A 23,912-nucleotide genomic window follows, 5' to 3' on the forward strand; every position below is an offset into this window, starting at 1 on the left:
AAGAAACCGAAACGGAGATGACCCTCGATGTCGTTCATAGAGTCAGCTGAGACTCAGCAACGGGCGCAGCCCGAGGGCCGTGACCTCACAGCCTCAGCCACTGCCGCTGCAGTGGCCGAAGGGTCCTTGGATCCCGGGCAACACCTTATTGATCTGCAGCAACTGTCACAGCAGCTGGCCGGGTACAAGGCCATGATCCTGCCCCTCCCGGCCCTGCCATCGCCCCTGGTGCCCGGGACTTTGAGCGGAGTCCCCGTCGTGGTGAAGGACAACATCGACGTCGCAGGAGTGCCCACGACCGCAGGCACACCCTCCTTGTCGGACAACATCGCGGAACGAAACGCTCCCCTAGTTGACCGGCTCACTCGTGCCGGGGCGGTGATCACGGGCAAGAATGTGATGCACGAACTCGCATTGGGAGCTACGTCAAACAATCCCGTGCACGGGCTCCCGAAAAACCCGTGGGACCCACACAGGATCTGTGGCGGCAGCAGCGGCGGAACGGCCGCCGCTGTCGCACTGGGCCTGGCTCCGGTCGGAATCGGAACGGATACCGGCGGATCGGTCCGCATGCCGGCGGCACTGTGCGGGCTGTTCGGCTTCCGCCCCTCGCCTGGGCGATACCCCGAGGGCGGAATGTTGTCCCTGACGCCGACCAGGGACACAGCCGGCCCAATGACCCGAAGCCTGCAGGACCTGCTACTCGTCGATTCCGTACTGGCTGCGCGGCCCGTCATCACGGCCACCGGTACAGTGCAATCTGCGCGGCTCGGCCTCAGCCCATGCCACAGCACCGACCTCCACCCGGACGTGGCGGAAAAATACCGGCAAGTCCAAGCAAGGCTGGAGGCACAAGGATTCCTGTTCGTCGATGTCGACGTCGACGACATCGTCAAAGAAGCTGCAGAGATCGCGACCATCATCCTCTGGGGCGAAGCAGCGGAGAATCTCGCAGAATATCTCCGCCTCCGCAAGGGTCCGACTTTGCAGGAACTGGTCCAAACCGTCGCCAGTACTGATGTCAGGAACCTTCTGGTGGCGGGTCTGGACTCCGTTAACCAGGGCGAATATCAGGCTGCACTCCAGACCCGGCAGCGGCTCCGCGAGGACCTGCAGCGCCGATTGGACGCCTCCGATGTGAAGGCCCTGATGTTCCCCACCGTTCCGGTCGTGGCACCCTTGGCCGAGCAAGAAGAGCGGACGGAACTCAACGGAAGAATGGTTCCGACATTTCCCACTCTTATCCGGCACTCTGATCTCGGTGGAGTCCTCGGCTTACCCGGCGTTTCCGTCCCGGTCGGTACGGGAACTCTTTCGCGTCTGCCGGTGGGAATGGAATTCTCTTCCGCGTCTGATGAGGACAACGATCTTCTGGCCCTCGTAACAGCAATCGAACCAGTGATCGCACAAGTCGCCGCGCCCAGCGACATCCGAAACGTCGTAATCCGCACGAACTGAACAGGATCACCACCGGCCACATGCCTTGCGGTGTCGGGGAGACAGCCACACTGCCGCAAGCACTCCCCCGCCCGACCTTAGCTATCCGCACCCCGGCGCGATAGCCCACTCCCCCGCCAGTCGTCCTTCGACCCATAGGAAAGCATCATGACTGAACATAACCGCGGCGAGACGGCCGCACACAGTCCCACCTGGCCCACAAGCGTTGCCGTCATCGGCGCCGCCGGCCTCATCGGTGCCGGCGTCGTCGAACGTCTTGCCATGGAAACGATCACCGACACGGTGTACATGACCGACCTGCGGGACAACGTCCTGCACGCGCACGCTATCGACATCACCGAAGCACAGATTCTGGGTGGGAACACCCGCACCAGGCTCGTGGTGGGACCACCCGCAGACGGGTCCCCTGTTGACCTCGTCATCGTGGCAGCGTCAGCGCCTGAAACTCCTGACGGAGACCGCCGGGACTTTCTTCGGGCTAATCTCAAACTGTTGCAGCTCCTCCTTCCAGACATCGAAAACCTGGCCGGAGAACACGGCGCAGTCATGCTCCTCTCCAACCCGGTCGATGTCCTTGCCGAAGCACTGAGACAGCTATCCGGAATCAGCCCCGATCGCATTGTCGGCTACAGCCTGAACGATTCCATCCGCTTCCGCGCAGCGGTAGGCCGTGAACTCGGTGTATCACCGGAGCGCATTGCCGGTTTGGTCCTAGGGGAACACGGGGACGGGCAGGTCCCGCTCTTCAGCGGTCTCACCCTTGACGGAAAGGCCGTGGATCTCGGCACGGCCGAGCGGGTCCGGATCATCACGGACATCACGGGTTGGTTCTCCCGATGGTCAGCCCTCAAGCCCGGCCGCAGCAGCGGCTGGACGACGCCCCTTGGGGTCGCCCAAGTGGTAAAAGCCATGGCCACGGGAGAGATTCACCCGGCGACTATCTGGACCGGCAGTGTCGAGAGTCTGCCCGACAGCTTCATCTCCCTCCCGACACGGTTTGAGCAGGGTCGGATGGTCTCGGCGCTGGGGCCGGTCTCGGAAACTGAGAAAGAGGGACTGACGCAGGCCGCCACATCAGTCGAAGCCGCGGCAGCGCAGGCACTTCAAGACTTTCGCAGCGCTATTTAGGCAGCGGGTAGCTTGCAGACGTTTAGGTGAAGGGAAGGGCAGCGGCGGCGAAGGGCGGACTCTTCCCCTCGTGGATCTCGAACTACTTGCTCGCGAGGAGAAGATCACCACTACCAGCAGACACCTAAGTGTTGGTCCGCAGAATAACGCCGACGAAAGCAACTGACACGAATACTGGTGGGATTCACATTCTCTATCAGGAAGCCAGACTGGATAGATACGGATTATGCTGAGGACATGACAGGCATGGATCTCAACCTCCTCCGCGCGTTCATGACGATCTACGAAACCGGAAGCCTGACCCGAGCGGCGAGTGTGCTGTCCGTGACGCAGCCGTCCGTTAGCTATGCCCTGGGAAGATTGCGCAAGCAACTGAGCGACCCCTTGTTTATCCGCTCCGCCGACGGGATGACCCCGACGCGGCGAGCAACGGAACTCTTCGAAACAATCAAGCCGGCAATAGCCGTCATTGACGCGACGGTGGAAACCGGACGGAACTTTGACCCTGCCTCCACACGGCACGAGTTCCGATTGTGCCTGAGCGACCTTGGCGAACTTACATTCCTGCCACCCATCCTTCGTGCTTTTGGAAGTGAGGCCCCCAACGCCACGCTGGAAATCATCCCTATGAAGATCGACTCGGTATCCGAATGGCTGATGCGGGGGGACATCGACGCTGCAGTCGCCAGCGTGCCCATCGAAGGAGCCGAACACCATGAGATTCTTTTTGAGGACCGATACGTCTGCGTTCTACCCCAAAGCTACACAAGCTCATCCGAATCGTTGACCTTGAGCGAATTTGCAGCCCTGCCCCACATCGCAATCGACCGATCCTCCGGACACTACCAAGTCGACCGCGTGCTTGAATCCATGCAGATCAAGCGCCGCGTTGTACTCCGCCTCCACCACTTCTCCGTGCTCCCCCAAATCGTGGCGAGCAACGATTATGCCGCTATCGTTCCCTTGCACGTCGCCGAACTTTTCGCTTCCCAGCAGCCCGTGAATTTTCACGAACTGCCGTTCCAAATGCCAGCATTCAATGTCTCGCTCTACTGGAACGGGGCAGCCCCCGTAGCGCCGGGCCGAACCTGGTTCCGAGAAATGATCGCCGACGCGTTGAAGTGAACGCGATGCAGGGGAAAGGCCGTCGTAGTCCGAGATGGAACTTTGACGAGACTTCCTACTCCAGAGTGGAGAACAGACAGCCGCAGAAGCGAATAACCGGGTGGACCGTCTTCTTATAAAGAACCTCTATAGGGCACCCAGAAAACATTTAGTGGCTCGATTCTAGGGTCGCCGGTAAAGTCGTATCCAGCGACCCTCCCAGCCAAAGCCGTGGAGTGTACCTTCTTCCCACTATCCAGGAGAAAACATGAGCATCCGCGTAGCAGCTGTTCAAGCCGAGCCGGTGTGGCTGGATGCCAAAGCCACTGTGGAGAAAACAATCGCTCTCATTGCTGAGGCTGCCGCAGGTGGAGCGGATCTCCTGGCGTTCCCGGAGACTTGGATTCCGGGCTACCCCGTATTTTTGTGGAGTTACCCGGTCTACCTCCAGCAGGAGTTTGTAGCCCGATACCACGCCAACTCCCTCACGGTAAGCGGCGAACAAATGGCGCGCATCAGGGAGGCTGCCGCCGAACATTCGATCACGGTCGTCCTGGGGTACAGCGAGAAATCCGGCGGATCCCTGTATATGGCCCAATCCATCATCGGCCCGGATGGACGCATCTTGCTGCATCGCCGCAAGCTCAAACCAACCCACGTCGAACGCGCCTTGTTCGGGGAAAGCGACGGCAGCGGAATCAAGGTTGTCGACACGGCGTTGGGCAGGTTGGGAGCGTTGAACTGCGCCGAGCATTTACAACCACTCACGAAGTACGCCATGTACTCGCAAAACGAACAAATTCACGTCGCGGCGTGGCCCTGCTTGGGCATCCTAGGCAGGGAGCCAGCGTTAAGCCCTGAGTCCATTATGGCGGCGTCCCAAACTTACGCCTTGGAAGGAGGCGTTTTCGTCATCACTTCATCACAAATTATGAGTGATGACGGCGCCCGAGCCTTCCCTGATGCCAGCGGCGGTCCCACTCCGGTCTATACAGGCGGTGGAGGTTTCGCCCGCGTTTACGGGCCTAACTCCGGATTGGTTACCGAACCGCTGCCACCAACCCAGGAGGGCATCGTCTACGCAGACATTGATCTTTCCAGTATCGATCTCGCCAAAAATACCCTCGATCCTGCCGGACACTACGCCCGTCCCGACGTCCTTCGGCTGCTCTTCAACGCCACACCCGCAACACCGGTCACTTCCGATGACGCCCCCGACAAGGGCCGCGAGCAGGATTTCCCGCCGCCTAAGCATGACAGTCCGGCCGCGACCGACCTTCCTGCACCAAGTCAGGGCGCGACAGGGCGATAACCGGTCCTAAGCGTTGGCGGGGAGACCGGGCCAGCCTGTGGCACATCAATATCCCTGACGAATTTCACGCAGCACTTGCACAGAAAACGCCCATCCAGGGCTCCTGTCTTCTCCACCTGATCCGCCATACATGTGATCGGCGTGCCCGCTTCCCGGCACGGCCTTCCAAGTCCGCCGCGGAACCCAGACCGGGTTTTCCAGTGGGCAGGAAATTCTTTCGCCGTCAGACACCGGCGACGATCCCGACTCTGGTCACGAGCTCTGAGTCATTCATCCCTTCCCAGCGAATTATCCCCAGCGCTGTATCGCTTTTCCTCCTCAGTAGACCAGAAGGATCACCCATGACTACAACATCAGCCCCCGGACACAAACCCCCCAGCCGTGCCCAGCTACGCAACGTTCGCCTGGCAAGCGGTATCGGTTCCACCATCGAGTGGTACCTATCTTTCGCTTACATCTCGGCCGCCGGACTGATCTTCAGCCAGCAATACTTCGGTGCCTTGGGCCCGGACGCGCTTATCGTCTCACTCGGATCCGTAGCCGCCAGCTTCATCGCCAGCCCTCTGGGTGGGATAATCGCCGGTCACTTCGGAGACCGTTACGGGCGAAAAGCGACTTTGATCGGAACGCTCTGCGTCATGGGCGTCGCCAGCCTCGGAATTGGCGTACTGCCAACCTATGAACAAATCGGCATGGCGGCACCAGTGATCCTGGTCATCCTGCGCTTTGTCCAGGGCCTCAGCACGGGCGGAGAATGGGGAGGCGCGGCACTGATGGCCGTTGAGTACGCCCCCGAAAAGAAGCGCGGCTTCTACGGCGTGTTCTCCCAAATCGGCACTCCGGCAGGATTCGTCCTGGCAACAGGCAGCTTTTTCCTCGTCCAGTCGCTCACTACTGCAGAACAGTTCGCCTCCTTTGGATGGCGCATCCCCTTCTTCATCAGCGTCGCCCTTGTACTCGTGGGGATCAAGATCAGAACTTCGATAGAGGAAACGCCTGCCTTCGCTGAGGTGAAGAGAGAACACATCGAAGCGAGGATCCCACTCAAGGAAGCCTTCAAGGGCTATTCCGTCCACATGGCCCTGGCAGCGGGAGCATTCATGGCCAACATCCTCGCCGGTCTTCTCCTCATCGGGTACTTTCTGCCCTACACCACGTCAGGGCTCAAAATGGAAGCCGGCCCCGTACTGCTTATCTTGATGTTCGCGTCAATCGTCTGGATCGGCAGCACGTTGTGGGGCGGAGTTCTGGCTGACCGGTTCGGCGCCCGAAAAGCTATGATCGGCGGATACGTCCTCCTCGCACTGTGGGCCGTTCCAATGTTCCTGCTGATTGATTCACGATCGCTGGTCGCCTTCGCCCTTGCCGTGTTCGTACTCGCCATCGGACTGGGCGTTTCCTACGGACCACAAAGCTCGCTCTTCGCCGCTCTCTTCCCGCCCAGAATCCGGTACACGGCAGCATCACTACCGTACGCAATCGGCGGCATACTCGGGGGCGGATTCGCGCCGGCAATCGCCGAAGGACTGCACAAGGCAACGGGGACATCCATGGCGATCGCAGCATACATCGTAGTGTTCATGACTGCGTCCATCGCCTGCCTGGTAGCAATCAAGGCGCGACATCTGCAGGGATTTGCCGTCGAGCCCTCAACCGCTGCCCCTTCAGTACCTGCCACCGTGGAATGACATGATGCTGCTCGGCCGGAGGCTGGGGCCGGGCAGTCTCACCACCACGGCAGTTTGCCCGCTCCATGTCGTCGTCTGTGATCTTGGCAGCCTAGCGCGACCGGCTACAACCGGATGCGCGCCCGGGTCACGGAGGAACTCAAGTGTGGAGTTCGATCGAGGCTGATTCATGACTGGAACCTCCAGACGTTCAAGTGTGGCTCTACCAGTCCACACCCGTTGCGGCGGACTGGGAACAGGACCGGCAACCCACGAGAGCCCTTTGAACGCGAGATTCCGTCCTACGAAAAGGACCAGCTGATGGAGGCGAGCCGTTCCAAAGGGTAGCGGCTGATGGAGATGTGCTGGTCCTCAGCAGCGATCACCACGTTGCAGTGCATCGCCGGTGATACACGCACCTTGCGGATCCCGCGGTACCGGAACCCCGCGAGAGGTTCCGGCACCTTTTCGCCGTTCGTTTCAAGGCCTGACCCCACGGCTGCCCGACAGACGCGACTCAACTACGCGGGCTGGTGACGAATCAGCCGGGCCGCCGTCTTTACGAGCATGAGCACCAGCAGCACGATGCCGACGTAGCCGTTGACGACGTAGACGATGTTGACCATCTGGGAGAACGGCAGCACGAGTCCGATCAGCGTGCCGGCGGCGGCCAGCCCAAGGGTCGCGGCCTTGTAGGCGCGCGTCTTCTCGGTCAGGAACCGCGAGGAGACGGTCCACAGCAGCGGCACCGCCGTCGTGTAGATGCCGGCGAGGATGATGACCGAGAAGCCCGAGGCCAGCAGCGGGCTGAAATCTGACGCAAGGACCAGCATCGGGATCTCGGTGCCGTTGACCTTTGAGATGCTGGCCAGCAGGCCCAGCCCGACGACGATGCAGGCGAGCGAGAACGCGATGCCGCCGACGAGGCCGCCCGTGGATGCCTCGCGGCGGCTGCGCGCCGTCGCGCCCAGCGCGGTGAGGAAGGCCGCCAGCCACAGCATGCAGAACCCCACGTAGGACAGCCCGGAGAGGTACCAGTTGCTGGAGGCCTGCGTCAGCTCCAGCGCGGGCAGCAGGGCGTTGCCGCCCGCGACGCCGTCCGCGCCGCGGATCAGTCCGAGGACGCCGAGGGCGACGGCGATGACGACGATCAGTGGCCCGATCTTGCCGATGACGTCGACCAGTCCGCGCAGCCCGAACCACACGGTGAGGCCGACGGCGACGGCCAGACCGATGCCGCCGAGGTACTTCGAGAGCCCGTAGTGCTCCTGGAAGACGGCCCCGGCGCCGGCGACCATGACGGTGAAGCTGAGGAAGACGAAGAGGATCGAGAAGTAGTCGAAGAACGCGCCCAGGTGCCGGCCGCAGTAGTAGTGGAAGATGCGCGAGGGGCGATCGAACTTCTCCGACTGGCCGGCGGTGAGGCATTCGACGCACACGTACGTCATCAGCACGAGGACCAGCAACCCCGTGCCGAAGAGCCCCGCGTAACCGTAGGACGTGAAGTACTGCAGGATCTCCTGCCCGGTGGCGAAGCCGGATCCGATGAGGAAGGCGATGATGGCCCCGGCGAAAGTGAGGGCGCGCGGGAGGCTGCGGGTTCTGGTGTTTCTCGGGCGGATTCTGGTCGGCGCGGCGTCAGTCATGGAGGGGTCTACTTCCAGAGAAAAGGGTTGCGTCGGCAACTGATATATGAGATATATTTGTAAGATATTTCACAGGTTCGGGCCAGTCAACCATGAGGCGGATTGCGTCCGGCGCACCCGGCCGCCGTCGTCCGATGAGGGGCCGGCGCCCGAGATATCAATCCAGCACCAGCCCTTGGCCAGCCCGAGGTCCGATCGATGAGGAGTGGATCCGTATGCCGCAGCTTGCGCACCGGCTCGAACGTCTAGGCACTGAAACCGCCTTCAGCGTCGCCCAGGCCGCCGCCGCCTGGAAGGCGAAGGGGAACGCTGTGTACCCCTTCCACCTCGGCGACATCAACATCCCGACCGCCCCGCACATCGTCGAGGCGATGAACCAGGCGATCGCCGACGGCTACACGGGCTACTGTCCCGGTCCGGGCATCCCGGCGCTGCGCGAGGCCCTCGCCGAGGACATCGGGTCGCGCCGCGGCATGGAGTTCAGCGCCGACAACGTCGTCGTCATGACCGGCGGCAAGCCCGTCATCACCAAGTTCCTGCAGACCGTGATGAACCCGGGCCAGGAAGTGCTCTACCCCAACCCCGGCTTCCCGATCTACGAGTCGCAGATCGAATACCTCGGCGGCACGGCCGTCCCCTACGCCTACGTACCCACCGAGTCCGGGTTCGCGATCGACATCGAGCAGGTCCGCGCCTCGATCACCGAGAACACCACGGCGATCATCTACAACGACCTGCAGAACCCCATCTCGGCGGAGTCGACCGCCGAGGAGCGGGAGGCGGTCGCGCAGCTCGCGATCGAGCACAACTTGTGGGTCCTCTCCGACGAGGCCTACTTCGAGACCCGCTACGAGGGCACTTCGAGCTCGATCGCCGCGCTGCCGGGCATGGCAGAGCGCACGGTCATCCTCTACACGTTCAGCAAGAAGTTCGCGATGACCGGTTCGCGCCTGGGCTGCGCCGTCGCCCCGCTGGAGATCGCGAGCGTCCTGAGCAAGCTCAACACCAACGACGAGTCCTGCACCACGCACTACGTGCAGTACGCCGGCATCGCCGCCCTGCGCGGCACGCAGGAACCGGTCAAGGAGATGCTGGAGACGCTCAAGGAGCGCCGCGACGTGACGTGCGAGATCGTCAACTCGATCCCGGGCATGTCGGTCGCTGTTCCGCAGTCGACGTTCTACCTGTTCCCCGATGTCACCGAGGTCATGGACCGCATGGGCTTCGTCAACGTCGGCGACTTCGCCACCGCGGCGCTGGAGAACACGGGCGTGTCCTTCTGCACGCGCGAGCACTTCGGCCGGCGCCTGCCCGGCGAGGATCGGCAGTACATCCGTCTGGCCTACTCGGGCATCGAGACGGAGGCAATCCGCGAGGGCCTCGGCCGTCTGCGCGACTGGATCGAGGCATCATGAGCAAGGTGGTAGTGACGGGGCGCATCCCCGAGGCCGCGCTGGAACTGCTCCGGGCGGAGCACGACGTCGACGCGTGGGACGGCTCCGAATCAATCGGCCGCGATGAGCTGCTCGCGCGCGTGGCCGGTGCGGACGCCGTCGTGAGCCTACTGACCGAGCGGATCGACGGCGAGCTGCTCGACGCCGCGGGCCCGCAGCTGAAGGTCGTCGCCAACGTGGCGGTCGGCTACGACAACATCGACGTCCCGGCGTGCCGGGAGCGCGGCGTTATCGCGACGAACACGCCGGGCGTGCTCACGGAGGCCACGGCCGACATCGCGTTCGGCCTCATCCTGATGGCCACGCGCCGTCTCGGCGAGGGCGAGCGCCTGATCCGCTCGGGCGCGGCCTGGAAGTGGGGCATGTTCTTCCTGCTCGGCAGCGGCCTGCAGGGCAAGACCCTCGGGATCGTCGGCATGGGCGGCATCGGCCAGGCGACCGCGAGCCGGGCCAAGGCCTTCGGCATGGAGGTCGTCTACCAGTCGCGCAGTGAGATCGACCCGGCGATCGCCGCGGAGCTGGGCGCCCGCCGCGTCGACCTCGACGAGCTGCTGGAGATCTCCGACGTCGTCTCGGTGCACTGCCCCTACGGCCCGGCCACGCACCACCTGATCGGCGACGAGCAGCTGGCCGCCATGAAGGAGACCGCGTACCTGGTGAACACAGCGCGCGGGCCGATCGTCGACGAGGCCGCCCTCGCGGCCGCGCTCCGCGCCGGGCTGATCGCCGGTGCGGGTCTGGACGTCTTCGAGAAGGAGCCGACGGTCCACCCGGATCTGCTGGAACTGGAGAACGTGGCGCTCGTTCCGCACCTGGGTTCGGCAACGGTGGAGACGCGCACCGCCATGGCGACGCTCGCGGCCGACAACGCGCTGGCCGTGCTCGCCGGAGAGCAGCCTCCAACGCAGATCAGCTGACAGGTAGGTCCTACTTCTCGCTACACAAGGTTGAGCGGTCCACGACACGCTATCGTGGACCGCTCTTCCGTGTCCCCCGTCGCCCGGCAGCTACCGCGGTGCCGCCAGCTCACGTCTCCCGAGGGTTTCCGTAATCTTGACGCACAGCTTCCAACGTCGGAGTGAGGAACAGATGCACGCGTACGACATCATTTGCGTCAACCGCACACCGCAAGCTGCGGCGCTCATGGCAGCGTCGTTCATCGCTTTGGCGTAGTCCTCACCTCAGGCCTCGCGATTCAGAATTCCGCGCCAGCGAAAGGTGCGTCGGCCTACCCGCCACCAGAATCGTGACGTTGGCAGACATATGGTCAATGGATGCGCCTCTGGGCGCCCGCAGGGGGGTGTAAGGGCCAACCGTCGCCCAGCGATCGCGCAATTGAGTACTCAGGACGACGAGGCCCAAGTCGATGGCAGCCGCGCAAAGGGGCCGAAAAATTCGGTTATCCGGCACCAAATGCTCCGAGGCAATGCGTCATCGACTCAATAGAAAATTACGCCCCTGGAATCACTAATCGAGCACTACAACATCACCATAGAATGAATCATTTCTGAGACTAAATTTAATATGCTCCGGAGAAATTCCAAGCTCTTTAGCCACCCATGCGCGGACTATAATATTACACTTGCGATTGACATTAACCATGACTTCATGTTCTGGCATCACCCTCAGTGAGTGCTTTAGAGAATTGTATGCAGAACTCATGTCCCGAACCCAGTCTTTCGCCACTTCCTCGCTATAGGGAAGAGAATCCAAGCAATCATCGACAATTCTCATCAACTTTAATTCAACCGGAGTCGAATCAGCAGACTTCGACGACTTCTGATCTTTGTGGCGCAGGATTGCGAGGCCTAGTGCGTCTAGACCTGCTCCAGCATGGACCAGCGTCGTCTCGGCAGGAATGCCCGACGACCAGACAGACATACCGAGAAGCGAAGTAAGAGCCCTTTTATATTTCTCATATAAACGGATCCAGCGAATTAGGCCTTCCGATCCAAGGTCTTCAAACATTACCAATTCAACTGCCGGCCTTGCGTAGCCTTCCGCCTCTGAGCTCCAAGCCTGAATCGCAGACCTGCGAGGCCCAACCGCAAGAGCCTCCCCGTGGGAACCGCGCCCTTCCCCTGGATCATCATGATTTAATATGGTTTGAATTTCCACCGGCACGCTTCTCGATGCATTGAGTTCCATTAGCGCAGCAACTTTGTGGATTTTTTGTAGATGCGTATTCCATGAAACAGGGACGTCGGCCCACGAGCGAACCTCTAATATGGACTCCCCGGAAAATTTGCCATGACTATACGTCATCACCCAAATGGTCCTCAGTTCGCAGTTCAGGTCCGCCAACCTTACTGACGAGAGCAAGGGCAAATCCAGGTCAACGCTTTGCGTTAAGCCATCTCGACTGTCGCGTTCGTCCAATACCGGGCACCTAAGATCGACCCAGTTGGCCCCACCTGGTATTGTCGCCACCAGCTCGTGAACTTTGTCGAAATCGATTCCACGTGCAGACCCTTCCACTGCTCGCTGGAAGAATACATGCCCGACGCCGCGCGCCATAGAGCCACCAATCTGATAGCCATCTTCTCTGCAGCCAATAAGTATCGCTGAACCATGAGTACTGTGAAACACGAGAGTGTCCGGCAGCGAGAACATGTGCCCCTCAGCCTCAACACCGTATTGCGGATGCGTAAACCATGATTGGATCTTATTACCGAGTTCCTGGTCCCAAAATATGGAGAGCCTGAGCCGTCCATTATATTCCTGCATCGTTGCAGGAGCGGTTACAGCAGCGCATTCGGAAAAGTCAACGTGACCAGTCGTCGGTAAATCCAACCAAAATTTCTCGTCAACCATACAAAACACTTCCCCAATTCGTAATCAGAAATATCGACCATATGCTATCAACCTACTGCTCGATAGGGCATATGAGGAGCGAACGTTCACATTGTCTTGTTTCTCCGACTTAGGCTTCTACCGCTGACAAATCTGGTGCGCGCCCCGAAGCTCAGTAGTTTGTACTTCAAAGTGTGACGGAAGACTGAATTCGGCTTGGCCCGCGGTAGCACCGTCTGGATACGCTCCAAAACTTCGAGAGGGTCGGAGCGTCTGAGGCGAGGGGCTGATCGGCCAGCAACTTCTTCAGTTGAGCGTTATCCTTCTCCAACTCCCTAGCCCGCTTCGAGGCCTAGGCGGTCTTCTCGGAACCATACTGGTTCCGTCGCCGCTATTAGGTCGCCGCGATGACCTGGAGTTCCTTGACGACCTCGACCATTGGATGGCCGTCGTTCAGCATATTCTGACCCTGGCACACCTTCGAGATAACCTGATCAGGGGTACGTCTACGTTCCATGATTCGTGAATTTCCTCCTGCGTCCATCATCGGATGCGAAGAACACAAAGCCACTGGACTCCTGCCTGGGGACCCGACCATGTGCAATATTCTTACCCGGTGACACCAAGCCCTTGCCGGTCAGCGAAGAGTTGGAGGTAGCCGGAAGCAGGAATCAGTTCGATCTGACAGTTGACAGACCTAGAGCCCCAATCGGCCAATCTAGCATAAATTCAACTTCAAACTAGCAGTGATCACTGATTCATATTATCGAATTGGCGGCTTCGTCCCCGTCGATTCTGCGAGGTGGCAGCCGTAGTATATATCGAAGTCGATATCGCGGATACCCACGCGGATATTATCGACAATGTAATCTTGGCGTCCAATCTCAACCCTAGTACCAATTGGGAAAGACATCGCCCCCTCCAGAACTGCCAGTCGCTCGTTGACGTACATGAAAACAGTTTGCCCCTGCGTCAGTGGATTACTCATAGCCCCAGTATGCCACACAAATACTCCTTCGAATCGTTCAATCGGAGATTGATTTTCGATTCGCACACTGATGTGATTACCTAACGCGGTGGACCCCAAGGGGAGACGCCTCAGGCCTAGTCAACGAGAGATTCCGGACGCTGTCTAGAACCGCTCACGGCACGCAACCTACCCTCGATCGGTCACGTGCGTGCTCTCCGGTGATATCGAGGCTAACCGCCTGGATGCCGGGCCCGATTCCGCCATCCGGACATGACAGAATGGATGTTGACCGTCGCGGATACGCGTGATGGCGCCGCATCCATCGAATCCAGTAACTCCTCGCGAGCGCCTCACGAATTCCTCCCCGGTTATCTGGGTCGCACTTGCTTCAATGCCGGGACAGCGACCCCGACGTGAACGTCCACAGTGTTCCGTCCAATACCGCCGTCGTGCAGACGAACGGCAAGGTAATAGTCGTCCCGTCCGAACACTAGCTATCCCGTCGCCTCAGCCCGTCCGGGCGGCCCCGCATCGATGCGGCCAGATGCTCTCCACAGAATCTGAAGTAACCATCCAAACCCGACGCGTTACCAAAAGTGCGACGTTGATGTCTTCGACGACTTGCCCTGGCGCTGGGCGACTGAGGATGGAAGATTCATCGCCAACTAGAAATCAGGGACGCAGGCAGCTGACGGGTGGACCATTCGGAACCAGTGCCGCATCACAAGCGACGATGCACTATGAACCTCTCGCCGATCGGTTCAATGCGAATGCGTTCGTTCCGCTCCCGGAGCGAACGCATTGTCTCGACGCCGAGGCCAAGCGTTCCTGAGCGCGCGCCGTTTGGCCGCCAATTGACGGGACGCAGCACCCCGTCGAGATCGACGAGGACCTGCTCAGGCTCAGCCGGAAAGACGTGCTTCGACGCGGCCGGGATCCTGAGGTTGCTCCTCGCGCGATCCTTGTCCGTGACCGGTTGGCTCCACACGACAAGCGATCCAGAGCGCCTGTCGTCGGCGTTCTCCGGCGACGGCGACTCTTGTCCACCCGCGCGGCTCTTGTCTACCACAATAGGCGGCGCCGAGAGTCCCGATTCTTCGGTGGTGCCAGCGGTTTTCGCATGGTGCATCCAAAGCACGATGTCAAGCGTCCTCAACAGGGACAGGTGGACCGCCACGCTCGCATGACGGATTCTGCGTAGCGCCTGCACGAAATCACCGCGCTGGAATGCCGCGTTCCACGTGATCCACTGCTGACCACTGCCACCGAGGCCGACTTCCGCCTCGACGAAAGAATCGTAAATCGGAATCAGATGAGGTCGTTTCCGGGCCAATAGCTTGCTGGCAGTGACCGGGCCGAGGTCCCACTTGTCGTCGTGCTGCCTCAGGAGGTCCCACACGCGCTGCCCCGGACTCTCCGGATTCCCCAGGAGCGCCTCGAATTCATACTTCGTCAACGTCTCGAACGCGGCGTCGAACGGCAGCTCAGACAGGCACCGCGACAACTCCGTCGCCATCGGACCCAAGATTCCGACGGCTGCCTGCCCAGTGACCGGCTTGGACAGGAGCGAAGTCGACAAAAGGTCCGCCGCGGTGAACTCGTGCGGGTTGCTACGCCCTCCGCCACCGAACGTCTCGAAGTGGGATCCGGAATACAGGGGACGCCCATTGGGTCGGACTCCGAAGTACTCGTCCAAGTACCGGATGGCCTTGGCCTCACCAATGTTCACTTCCGATTCCGCCACCAGAATCTTGTCGAACAACGTCTGCACGCTCATGTCGTTCCCCAACTTCAGGGCTCGAACCGATGACGCTCGAGCCGGTACCGAGAGCCTAATTGCCCAAGCACCGTCGTGCTCGGACCCCACGTGCTGTTACGCCCTGTCCGCATCTACAGGACTCAGCCGCAATCAGAATGCAAGTTCCCTCTACGTAGCGTCCTGTGCACCGGCTCGAACGACCGGCGCCAGGGACCCCGCGCGGACGACATGCACATCGTCGGGAGAACAACGATGTCTATTACCGCCCCGACTGACCGTCGACGCACGAACGTGCACGAATCGAGCTCGTTCCACCGCGGCGTCGCCCTTACGAATTCACCGCCCGTGCTCAGCTACCAGGCGGCTGGCGAACAATCCACTGATCATCGGGTTCGCGCGGGACGAAGAAAAAGCCGCCCTTGCTGCAAGCCTCATTCGGCGGCGCCTGGGGTCATAGTCAAGGACGACGTCCATCTCGATCAAGTGCTCGATCCATTCATCAAGGCGACGCTGCTCGTCGTCGGTGACCCCGCGGCCGTTGCGCTTCCGATTGATCGTCAGCAGCTGCCACAAAGGCCGAGTGTTACGATGGCGCGCTTCGACCTCCCACGGCACCAGCTCCCGGAACCTATACCTCTCACCTTGCTGCACACGCCCTTCGAGCAACTGCCGAATAGTGTCCTCACCGGCATCGTACAGTTCGGAAATTTGCGCATACGTCAGGCCGCTGGCCGACAGTGCCCGCAGCTTGTCGACGTGCGGGAGCCTCTTGTGATCCGCCACTACCTAACCTCCCCGACTTCTCTCGGCGCCGCCGATCCGGAAGATCAGCGACCAGTCGAAGAGAGACTGCGCGGCCCCTCACACAGGTTAGGAGCACCAACAGCCCCTTCCCGATCCGCAGGCGCTATCGCCAGGGCTGAAGCCAAAGCCTCACCGGCAACCGGACGGCTCATCTCGTCAAGTAATCCAATTGCCACCAGCTTCGCAAGCGCATGCGAAAGATCCACGGTCACGGCTTCCGGGCCTGGGACCGGTGCAGTCTCAAGGTACTGCGCCAGAGATCTCACGGCAGAACTCATTGCCTGTTGAGCCACTGGCGTTGAGAGCGCGTCTTCGAGCGGAGAGAGATCGAGCTCAGCGAGATAATTCCCGACGACGCGTGCAGCGAGCTGCGGGTATGCAGCGATCCCCGCGGCCAGCGAATCTCGATCAAGGCCAGCTTGCTCCAGCAGCCTGTCCAGCATCCCCTGCCCATCAGAGCGCTTGAAACCATTACGTTCAGCCAGTGGCGCGAGGAGGTCTCGGAGCCGGTCGAGTTGCAGAGGTCGTTTCCTGGCTGCACGGCCAAGCACATCGGCAACCAGACTGATATCACCCACCTCAGCGACGAGATCGGCAATCGTGCGCTCGATAGTCATGGTCGGAAGCCCCCGCACAAGAGTCACGTCGGACGGGTCAAGCGCTCTCTGTCGATAGCGAATCTCCGATCGCTGACTCTGACGACGCACTGCCGAAACGAACTCATGCCGATCAGACCACAGGTCACTTATTTCGTGTAGCGCTGCCGCCGACGAGCTGGCAACCACGATTCCGCCAGTCAGGTCTTGCATCCGATTCTCCGCGAGAACCTTCGGGTCGGTACTGAGCCAGGCGGCGCGCAGATCCTCAAACTCATCACCGGGAGCGCCTACATCCTTGTAGACACCGTGGGCCAGCCGTTCGAGATGCCCGGCTTCCGTGAGGCGCGAGAGATTGAGCCGCGTCACCCCAAGCGCGCTCGCCTGCGCTGACGTCACCATCCCCCACTGTGAACCGGTGACGTCAGCAAGCACTCTCAGCGCGTCGCCCGACTTCATACTTGAATTGTATCTCTCAGGCTGAAACATTCAAAGTAGTAGTAGTTCACTCTCGTCGTTTGATATGCGTCAGATTGCCTATGTTCCCGCTGGCGCGCGCAGCTATCCGAACGCCGTCAAACACCACAATCGGCAAGAGCCCAAACGCGACTGCACCCGCCATGTGGCCGTGATGCTGGACGGCAAGGGCGCCTTCGCCGCCGCCCCGGTTCCGAGAATTCCTCCACACCGAACCGAGTAGCGGATCATCGCCATCGACATCCGTTGGATGTCCCAGTTCATCGCCGGACGGGTGCTGTAGGACTGACTGCGACTTGCGATTCGAACACGCAGCAGTCGAGGTCGCCCTCGAATCGAAATGCCACCGACCGGTCCGCCAGTCGGGTCGAGGAAGACGGGGCCCCACAGTCAGTTCCTGAATGCCTCCTCAACGGCGGCGGCGAGGCTGAGCAGCTCGGTGTCGCGGAATCGGGGACCTTCCAACAGCATTCCGACCGGCAGCCCGCTATCGGCCGTCCCGGCCGGAATGGAGATCATGGGCACCCCGACGGAAGTTCCCGGATTGGTGTTGCGGATCAACGTATCGAACACCGGAACGTCACGTCGTGGCCCAGCTCAAGTGGGAGGGCCACGGCGGTAGGAGCAATCAGCGCGTCAACGCCCTCTTCCCTAAACGTCGACTCATAGTTTTGGCGAAGGCGCCAGATCAGCCCGCGCGCCTCCTCGTACTGGTCTGCACTCACCGGGCTTTCCGCAAGATGTCGCAAGAGCCCAGCGACATCGGGAGATGCCACGTGACTCACGAGGTCCGCGAGCCCGGTCCGCGGCCCTTCCATGTGAACCGCCGCGTACTGCTCTTCAATAAGCAGCGCTGCCTCGTAGAGGACGGCGGTCATTCCGCCTTCCCCGGCCAAGCGGTAGTCGTCCGCAACCGAAACGTCCACCAGCTCAACTCCGGACGCACCCAACCGCGTCAGCGCCTGCCGCGCAACGGCTTCGACCTCCGGCGCCAGGTCATCAAACCGATCAATCAGCACGCCAACGCGCCTGCCCGGCAACGTCGCGGCCTGTGCACGCGGCTCCCGCGTGATGATCGAGTCGACGAGCTGAACGTCCTCGACGTTGTTGGCGTGGACGCCGACGGTGTCCCTCGTCCACGAGATCCCGACGAGCCCGTCGCCCGGGTAGCGGCCCGTCGTCGGCCGGAATCCGACCACGCCGCAGAACGACGCCGGCAGCGTCACCGACGCGCCAGTGTCGGTCCCGAGGCTGAACGGCACGACGCCGCTCGCCACGGCCGCCGCACTCCCGCCACTGGAACCCCCTGCGGTGCGGGAGTAATCAACGGGGTTACGCACGGGCCCGAAGCGTCCGTTATTGCTCGTCGTCCCCAACGCCAGTTCGTGCATATTGGTTTTTCCGACCACCCGAGCGCCGGCTTCGCGAAGGATGCTGACGACGCTCGCGTCGTGACGGGGATAGTTCGACTCGAACAGTGCACTGCCCGCCGTGGTCGGCAGGCCACGCACATCGATGTTGTCCTTGACCGCAAACGGGACACCGGCCAGCTCGCCAGAAGCCGCACCCGCGCCTGTCGGCCCATGCTCCGACACCGAGATGAAAACATTTGCAGCCTCGGCCGCCTGCCGCGCCCGGGCGACGGCCTGCCCCCACGGGTCCTCGACGCTGCCGATTTCGGTTTGGCGCCACTCCTGTAGAGCCTGCTGCACTGTCGTCTTCAACGCGTTCACTCCTACCAGTCGATCACGCGGTCCCGCACACGCGACCCGATTGCCTACCGAACGTTCAGTAATTGGGTTCATCGTAGCGTGACGCCGACCACTTGCCTAGAGGTCGACGAGACTCACAAGAAGTCCCCGCGAACGCAGACCAGCCGTACCCGGATCGGCGTCGACGTCGTCGTGCATCACCTCGGCCGCGGCCATCGGCGTGAGCATTCGGCGAACGTCACGAGCGTGGTGCGTTGAACTTCTTCGTGACATTCTTCCTCCGCAACGTCTTCGGCGACCTTCAGCCGGGGGCGAGCAGGCCGACGAGCGCTGCGGAGACCGCGCGTGAGGCCCCGAACGTCACGATGTCTGCACCACCGCGCGGCCAGCCGCATTCGACGACGATCACCTCGCGGCCGTCAGCGCGGAGGGAGTCAGCCACCTGAAAGATGCTGTGGCCGGCCTCCAGATTTCGCCCGATGAGCGCGACCTTGGCCTGCGCGCTCAGGTCAGCTGGTCGAGTTGTCGCCTGGACCGCGGCCGGCCCCCAGGGCACGCCGCCGACGGCCATGTTGGCCTCCGAATCGATTTGCACCAGAGCCGGCTCAGCTGGCAAGGCCAGCCAGCGCCGTGCAGCGTCGCTGAGTTCGAAGGCTCCGGTGATCGAGTGCCTGTCCGGCGTTCGTCCGGCAGCGGTAGGTCCTGTCGCCGGATAGTCCGCGGCCAACAGGGCCGTGCGGCGGACGGCGTCTTGGAGCCGAGCCAGGGGAAGTTTGCCAACGCGAACGGCGACAACGATTGCATCGATGATTGCTTCGAATCGTTCAGGCGAGGTCTCTGAGCCCAGGCACAACAAGTCAGCACCCGCAGCCAGCGCGTGGACTGCAGCGGCCTCGATACCGGTGACGGCGCTCGCCCCGGCCATGTCCAGCGCGTCGGTGACGATCGCGCCCGAAAAGCCCATGTCACGCCGCAACAGATCATGGAGGATGCCCGGAGAGAATGTTGCCGGGTTCTCCGCATCGAGCGCCGGAACCATGATGTGGCTCGTCATGATGCTGGCGACGCCGGCCGCGATGGCTGCCGCGAACGGGGCCAGTTCTCGTTCTGCGAGGGTCTCGCGATCCACCTCGATGGTTGGCAGGGCCAGATGGGAATCGGTGGCGGTGTCCCCATGGCCGGGGAAATGTTTGGCACACGCTGCGACGCCGGAGCGCTGCAGTCCCCTGACCCAGGCGGCCGTGTGTTGCGCGACGAGCGGCGCCTCCGCGCCAAAGCTACGCACCCCGATCACGGGGTTGCTCGCGGTGGAGTTCACGTCGGCGTCTGGGGCCAAGTTGAGATTGAAGCCCAACGCGTTGAGTTCGTCCGCGATCTGTGCGGCCGCAGCAGTCGTGACGGACTCGTCGTCGAGGCGGCCGAGCACGGCGTTTCCCGGCTGATCGGATCCGGTCAGATAGTGCAATCGCGTGACGTCCCCGCCTTCCTCGTCAAGTGTCAGGAGCGCTGACGGCGAAGCGGCGCGCAGTTGACGCATGAGGCCCGTCAGCTGTTCGGGGGATGCGATGTTGGGGCCGTAGATGCAGACCGATGCGAGCCCGGAATCCAGGGCGGAGATAATCCAGTCGGGCACACGTGTCCCCCTGAACCCGGGCATCAACGTTCCCGCCGCCAGGGTGCGCAACTGAACCTCGTCGTCCGATGTCGTTTGCGCAGGCTGAACCCGAGCGCTGGTAGGGGCGTTGTTCCTCATCCCTTGACCGCCCCGCTGACCAAGCCGCTCGACATTTTGGACTGCACCAGCATGAAGAAGATGATCACCGGCACGGCCACCATCATGGAAGCGGCCATGACCATCCCCCAGTCGGTTTCTCGAGTGGCTGAGGCTTGAACGAATCCGCGCAACCACAGCGGCAGCGTCTTCATCTGGTCTTCTGTCATGATCACCAGAGCAACGGTGAATTCGTTCCACGCCTGCAGGAACGCGTAAACGCCCGAGGCCACGAAGCCGGGAGCCAGCAATGGGAGGGTGATGCGCATGAAGGCCATCGTGCGGGACAGCCCGTCCACCATGCCGGCCTCCTCGAGCTCAGCGGGCACGCCAGCGACGAATCCGCGCAGCATCCAGATGGTGAAGGGGACGACGGCGGCAATATAGAGCACGCTCACGCCGACCACGTTGTTCAGCAATCCCACCGAGCTCATCATTTTGTATTGGGCAATGAACATCCCCTCAGCGGGCAGCATCTGGATCAGCAACATGGCCAGGATGAAGGAGCGGCGACCTTTGAACTTGAATCGCGAGATCGCCAAAGCGGCGAGGAAGGCGACAAAGAGCGAGACCACCACCGTCGTGAGAGTCACCGTGAGTGAAATTCCCAAAGCCGACGCGAAGCTGCCGTCGGCGAACACCGCTGCGAAGTTGTCCAGAGAACCGCCGAACGGCAAGAACGTGGGCGTGGTCGACTGCAACACGGCGTTCGGCAGGAATGAGGAGTTGAACATCCAGTAGACCGGGAAGGCCCAGAGCAGCGCGATCGCCACGGCGACAACCGTCCAGAGGGCACGCGAAATGGAATGGAGCCGCATGTTAGTTCTCTTCCTTCATCAGCGAGCGGACGTAGTACCAGCTGATGGCGACGGTGATGATGAGCATCAGGATCGAGACGGCGCTGGCTGCACCGAAATCACCCGAACCGACGCCCATTTGATAGATGTAGGTGCCCAGCAGGTTGGTTTCGTTGGCGACGCCGCCGGCGTCTTGAAGCAACTTGATCTGAGTGAAGACCCGCAGATCCCAGATGATCTGCAGGAGCAGCACGATCGACAGGACCGGCGCGATCAGCGGCATGATGATAAAGCGAATACGTTGGATGCCACTTGCACCGTCCATCGCCGCAGCTTCCAGGACTTCCTCGGAGATCTGCGTCAGGCCCGCATAGATGCTCAGGGCCACGAACGGGACCGACATCCACACCACGATGATGAGCGCGACGGCGAAGAACGTCGTCGGTTCGGCGAGCCAGTTGTGGCCCTCAGCCTCGAACCCGAGGCGTGTCAGAATCCAGTTGAGGACACCCCGACGCCAGTCGACCAGCCACACCCAAACGGTCATGGCGGCGACCAAGGGCATGGCCCACGCGAGCAGCATTGAAACCTGCAAAATGAGGCGGGCTGCTGTGCCGACCCGCTTCATCAGGACAGCCAGGAGGAATCCGATGACCACCGTCAGACCGGCCGCCAGCAGGCAGAAGAGCAGCGATCGCCCCAGCACCACCCAGAAATTGGCGTCAGCGAGCAGAGCCGCGTAGTTCCCCAGGCCAACGAATTCCGGTGCGGCCCCGAACTGTTGCATGAGGCCGAATTTCTGAAAGCTCGTCAGGATCTGCCACCCCACGGGGTAGCCCAACGCGGCGACCACGATGATCAACGTGGGCAGCACGAGGATCAGTGGGGCCTTGGACCTGCGTTCCTTCACCGCGAGAGACGGGCCGTCGCTAGGCCCGGGACTCGCAGGCGTCTCCGGTCGTGCCGGGGGCACCGGGGCATGGGTTGACATGGAAATCTCTGGCCTTTCATCTGTGCGGAAGCCGACCGCGGGGTGCATGACCACGAGGGAAAGCCGGGGCGAGGCATCGCCCCGGCGCCACCCCGTCCTACTTCAGGTTCAGCAGCGGGTCGATCTTGGCGTCGTATTCTTCCGCCAGCGCTTTCAGATCATCGGCGTCTCGAATCTTGCCGAAGAACTCTTCGAGGATCATCGAGGACTCGACGGCGGCCCACCCGGGCGCTGCGGGCGTCAGCTTCGAGTTCGACGCAGAGGCGACGGCCGCCTGAGCGAACTGGTCGTCTCCCAACGCGGCGTTGTGGTCCGCATTGGCCGGGCCGAGCCCGTTCTCTCCGAGGAGGTTCTGGTACTCGGCGGAGAAGATGATGCGCATCAGCTCTTTCGCCAGGTCCGGATTCTGGGACTGCGCGGAAATGCCGATGTTGGAGCCGCCGGCGAGCACTGGTGCCGGGTTTCCGTCGTTTCCTGGCAGGACGAATGCGGAGAATTTCTCGTCGTTCCACTCGCGAACGTCTTTGCCGTCTTGCTTGGCGAGGTCGCCGATGGACCAGTGCGCCCAGCCTGGCGCCATGATCGTGGCTGCTGCCAAGGACGTCTTGCCGGTTGCTTCACCCTCGTCGTCGAGGATCTGGTCAGTGTCGTTGATGTAGAGCCACGGGGTGGCATCCTTCGCATCGGAAGGAGCCTTGGAAGCGTTGCGGTACAAGTCTTGAATCTGGGCGAGGCCCTTGAGAGTGTTCGGGTCAGACAGCGTCGAAACCCACGTGTCGCCTTCCTTTTTCGCCAAGTCGCCGTTGTTGGCGAAGATCCAGGAGACACTGTTGCGCCAGTCCTGACCGCCCAGGAAGAACCCCGAGAAATTCTTGATGTCGCGCGGGTTCTCCTCGGTGATGGTCTTCACGGCCGTGTTGAACTCCTCCAGCGTGGCGGGAGTGTCAACGCCGGCTTCCTCCCATACGTCGGCACGCTGGAACATGTAGCGCGATCCGGCGTAGTACGGGAGCGTGTAGTTCTTGCCGTCGACGGCACCCGCCTCGACGAACGAGGGAATGAGCTTGGCGCCGCCGAGCTCCTCGTACATGTCCGAAATGTCGGCGAAAGCACCGATGTTGGTAAACGTCGGTGACTGCGTGTTGCCCATTTCCACGACGTCGGGGGTGTTGTTCGGATCCGGGAGCGCGGTGGTCATCTTGGTAACGAGATCACCCCAGCCTTGCTCTTCGATCTTCAAGGTGGCGCCCGTCTGGTCCTTGAAGGTGTCCGTCAGGTAGGTGCGCAGTTCATCGGGAGTGTCCCCGCCAGCAAGCCACAAGGTGATCGATTTGTCGGCGTTGGCGGCCGGATCGATGGTGGCGCTGGAATCGGTGGAAGCCGTCGAGCCGCCACCGCAGGCAGTTAAGACAAGCGCGGCGACGGTGGTGAGTGTTGCCAGCCCAAGGTACTTCTTCATTGGAGATCCTTTCG

At 61.6% G+C, this 23,912-nt stretch carries 20 protein-coding genes and 1 pseudogene; 7 read left to right on the forward strand and 14 right to left on the reverse strand.

Going from position 1 to position 23,912, the window contains the following annotated elements; translation table 11 throughout:
* Positions 1–192: 192 nt before the first annotated feature.
* From EV380_RS11225 to EV380_RS11245, 5 genes are all read left to right on the forward strand, one after another.
* Complete coding sequence (locus EV380_RS11225) at positions 193–1,458, forward strand: amidase family protein (RefSeq protein ID WP_278030577.1); 1,266 nt, start codon at positions 193–195, stop codon at positions 1,456–1,458.
* A gap of 147 nt (positions 1,459–1,605) precedes the next feature.
* Positions 1,606–2,586 carry a lactate/malate family dehydrogenase gene (locus EV380_RS11230; RefSeq protein WP_130451207.1) on the forward strand — a complete coding sequence of 327 codons (981 nt, stop codon included), beginning with the start codon at positions 1,606–1,608 and terminating at the stop codon, positions 2,584–2,586.
* Between the two features lie 237 nt (positions 2,587–2,823).
* Positions 2,824–3,711 (forward strand): LysR family transcriptional regulator, encoded by an 888-nt coding sequence (locus tag EV380_RS11235; protein ID WP_130451208.1) that lies wholly within the window; start codon positions 2,824–2,826, stop codon positions 3,709–3,711.
* A 247-nt stretch (positions 3,712–3,958) separates the two neighbouring features.
* Entirely contained in the window at positions 3,959–5,002 is a 1,044-nt protein-coding gene (locus tag EV380_RS11240) for a carbon-nitrogen hydrolase family protein (protein ID WP_130451209.1), read from the forward strand.
* A 341-nt stretch (positions 5,003–5,343) separates the two neighbouring features.
* Positions 5,344–6,690, forward strand: a complete 1,347-nt coding sequence (locus EV380_RS11245) for an MFS transporter (protein WP_130451210.1) — start codon at positions 5,344–5,346, stop codon at positions 6,688–6,690.
* 281 nt (positions 6,691–6,971) lie between these two features.
* On the opposite strand, the gene EV380_RS17050 is transcribed toward EV380_RS11245, so the two are convergent.
* Positions 6,972–7,166, reverse strand: a complete 195-nt coding sequence (locus tag EV380_RS17050) for a toxin-antitoxin system HicB family antitoxin (RefSeq protein ID WP_423219028.1) — start codon at positions 7,164–7,166, stop codon at positions 6,972–6,974.
* A 24-nt stretch (positions 7,167–7,190) separates the two neighbouring features.
* On the reverse strand, positions 7,191–8,315 hold the full coding sequence (locus EV380_RS11255; RefSeq protein ID WP_130451212.1) for a YkvI family membrane protein: 1,125 nt from the start codon (positions 8,313–8,315) through the stop codon (positions 7,191–7,193).
* 215 nt (positions 8,316–8,530) lie between these two features.
* Between EV380_RS11255 and EV380_RS11260 the strand changes: the two genes are divergently transcribed.
* Together EV380_RS11260 and EV380_RS11265 are read left to right on the forward strand one after the other, a co-directional pair.
* A complete protein-coding gene (locus EV380_RS11260; RefSeq protein WP_130451213.1) occupies positions 8,531–9,730 on the forward strand; it encodes a pyridoxal phosphate-dependent aminotransferase in 1,200 nt (399 codons plus the stop codon).
* Complete coding sequence (locus EV380_RS11265; protein WP_130451214.1) at positions 9,727–10,686, forward strand: 2-hydroxyacid dehydrogenase; 960 nt, start codon at positions 9,727–9,729, stop codon at positions 10,684–10,686. Before EV380_RS11260 ends, EV380_RS11265 begins: the two co-directional genes overlap by 4 nt.
* A gap of 550 nt (positions 10,687–11,236) precedes the next feature.
* Here the strand turns inward: EV380_RS11265 and EV380_RS11270 are convergent.
* The 12 genes and pseudogenes from EV380_RS11270 to EV380_RS11325 form a co-directional block, all read right to left on the reverse strand.
* Positions 11,237–12,583, reverse strand: coding sequence for an ApeA N-terminal domain 1-containing protein (locus tag EV380_RS11270; RefSeq protein ID WP_130451215.1), 1,347 nt, complete (start codon positions 12,581–12,583; stop codon positions 11,237–11,239).
* A 241-nt stretch (positions 12,584–12,824) separates the two neighbouring features.
* A pseudogene (locus EV380_RS11275) lies at positions 12,825–13,079 on the reverse strand (IS3 family transposase); the annotation flags it as partial.
* Positions 13,080–13,325: 246 nt separating this feature from the next.
* Entirely contained in the window at positions 13,326–13,550 is a 225-nt protein-coding gene (locus EV380_RS11280) for a hypothetical protein (protein ID WP_130451216.1), read from the reverse strand.
* A 703-nt stretch (positions 13,551–14,253) separates the two neighbouring features.
* On the reverse strand, positions 14,254–15,309 hold the full coding sequence (locus tag EV380_RS11285; protein WP_130451217.1) for a DUF6308 family protein: 1,056 nt from the start codon (positions 15,307–15,309) through the stop codon (positions 14,254–14,256).
* Positions 15,310–15,627: 318 nt separating this feature from the next.
* Entirely contained in the window at positions 15,628–16,074 is a 447-nt protein-coding gene (locus tag EV380_RS11290; RefSeq protein ID WP_130451218.1) for a hypothetical protein, read from the reverse strand.
* Positions 16,075–16,118: 44 nt separating this feature from the next.
* Entirely contained in the window at positions 16,119–17,150 is a 1,032-nt protein-coding gene (locus EV380_RS11295) for a type IV toxin-antitoxin system AbiEi family antitoxin domain-containing protein (protein ID WP_165391945.1), read from the reverse strand.
* 408 nt (positions 17,151–17,558) lie between these two features.
* On the reverse strand, positions 17,559–17,687 hold the full coding sequence (locus EV380_RS16960; RefSeq protein WP_278030557.1) for an amidase family protein: 129 nt from the start codon (positions 17,685–17,687) through the stop codon (positions 17,559–17,561).
* Between the two features lie 38 nt (positions 17,688–17,725).
* Complete coding sequence (locus EV380_RS11305) at positions 17,726–18,892, reverse strand: amidase family protein (RefSeq protein ID WP_165391946.1); 1,167 nt, start codon at positions 18,890–18,892, stop codon at positions 17,726–17,728.
* A 289-nt stretch (positions 18,893–19,181) separates the two neighbouring features.
* Complete coding sequence (locus tag EV380_RS11310) at positions 19,182–20,513, reverse strand: glycoside hydrolase family 3 N-terminal domain-containing protein (RefSeq protein ID WP_242607594.1); 1,332 nt, start codon at positions 20,511–20,513, stop codon at positions 19,182–19,184.
* Between the two features lie 116 nt (positions 20,514–20,629).
* A complete protein-coding gene (locus EV380_RS11315) occupies positions 20,630–21,469 on the reverse strand; it encodes a carbohydrate ABC transporter permease (protein WP_130451223.1) in 840 nt (279 codons plus the stop codon).
* A 1-nt stretch (position 21,470) separates the two neighbouring features.
* Positions 21,471–22,358: a carbohydrate ABC transporter permease gene (locus tag EV380_RS11320; RefSeq protein ID WP_242607595.1), complete on the reverse strand. Its 888-nt coding sequence runs from the start codon at positions 22,356–22,358 to the stop codon at positions 21,471–21,473.
* Between the two features lie 178 nt (positions 22,359–22,536).
* Positions 22,537–23,898 (reverse strand): extracellular solute-binding protein, encoded by a 1,362-nt coding sequence (locus EV380_RS11325; protein ID WP_130451224.1) that lies wholly within the window; start codon positions 23,896–23,898, stop codon positions 22,537–22,539.
* Positions 23,899–23,912 lie beyond the last annotated feature (14 nt).

The organism is Zhihengliuella halotolerans (assembly GCF_004217565.1).
Classification (GTDB): Bacteria; Actinomycetota; Actinomycetes; order Actinomycetales; family Micrococcaceae; genus Zhihengliuella; species Zhihengliuella halotolerans.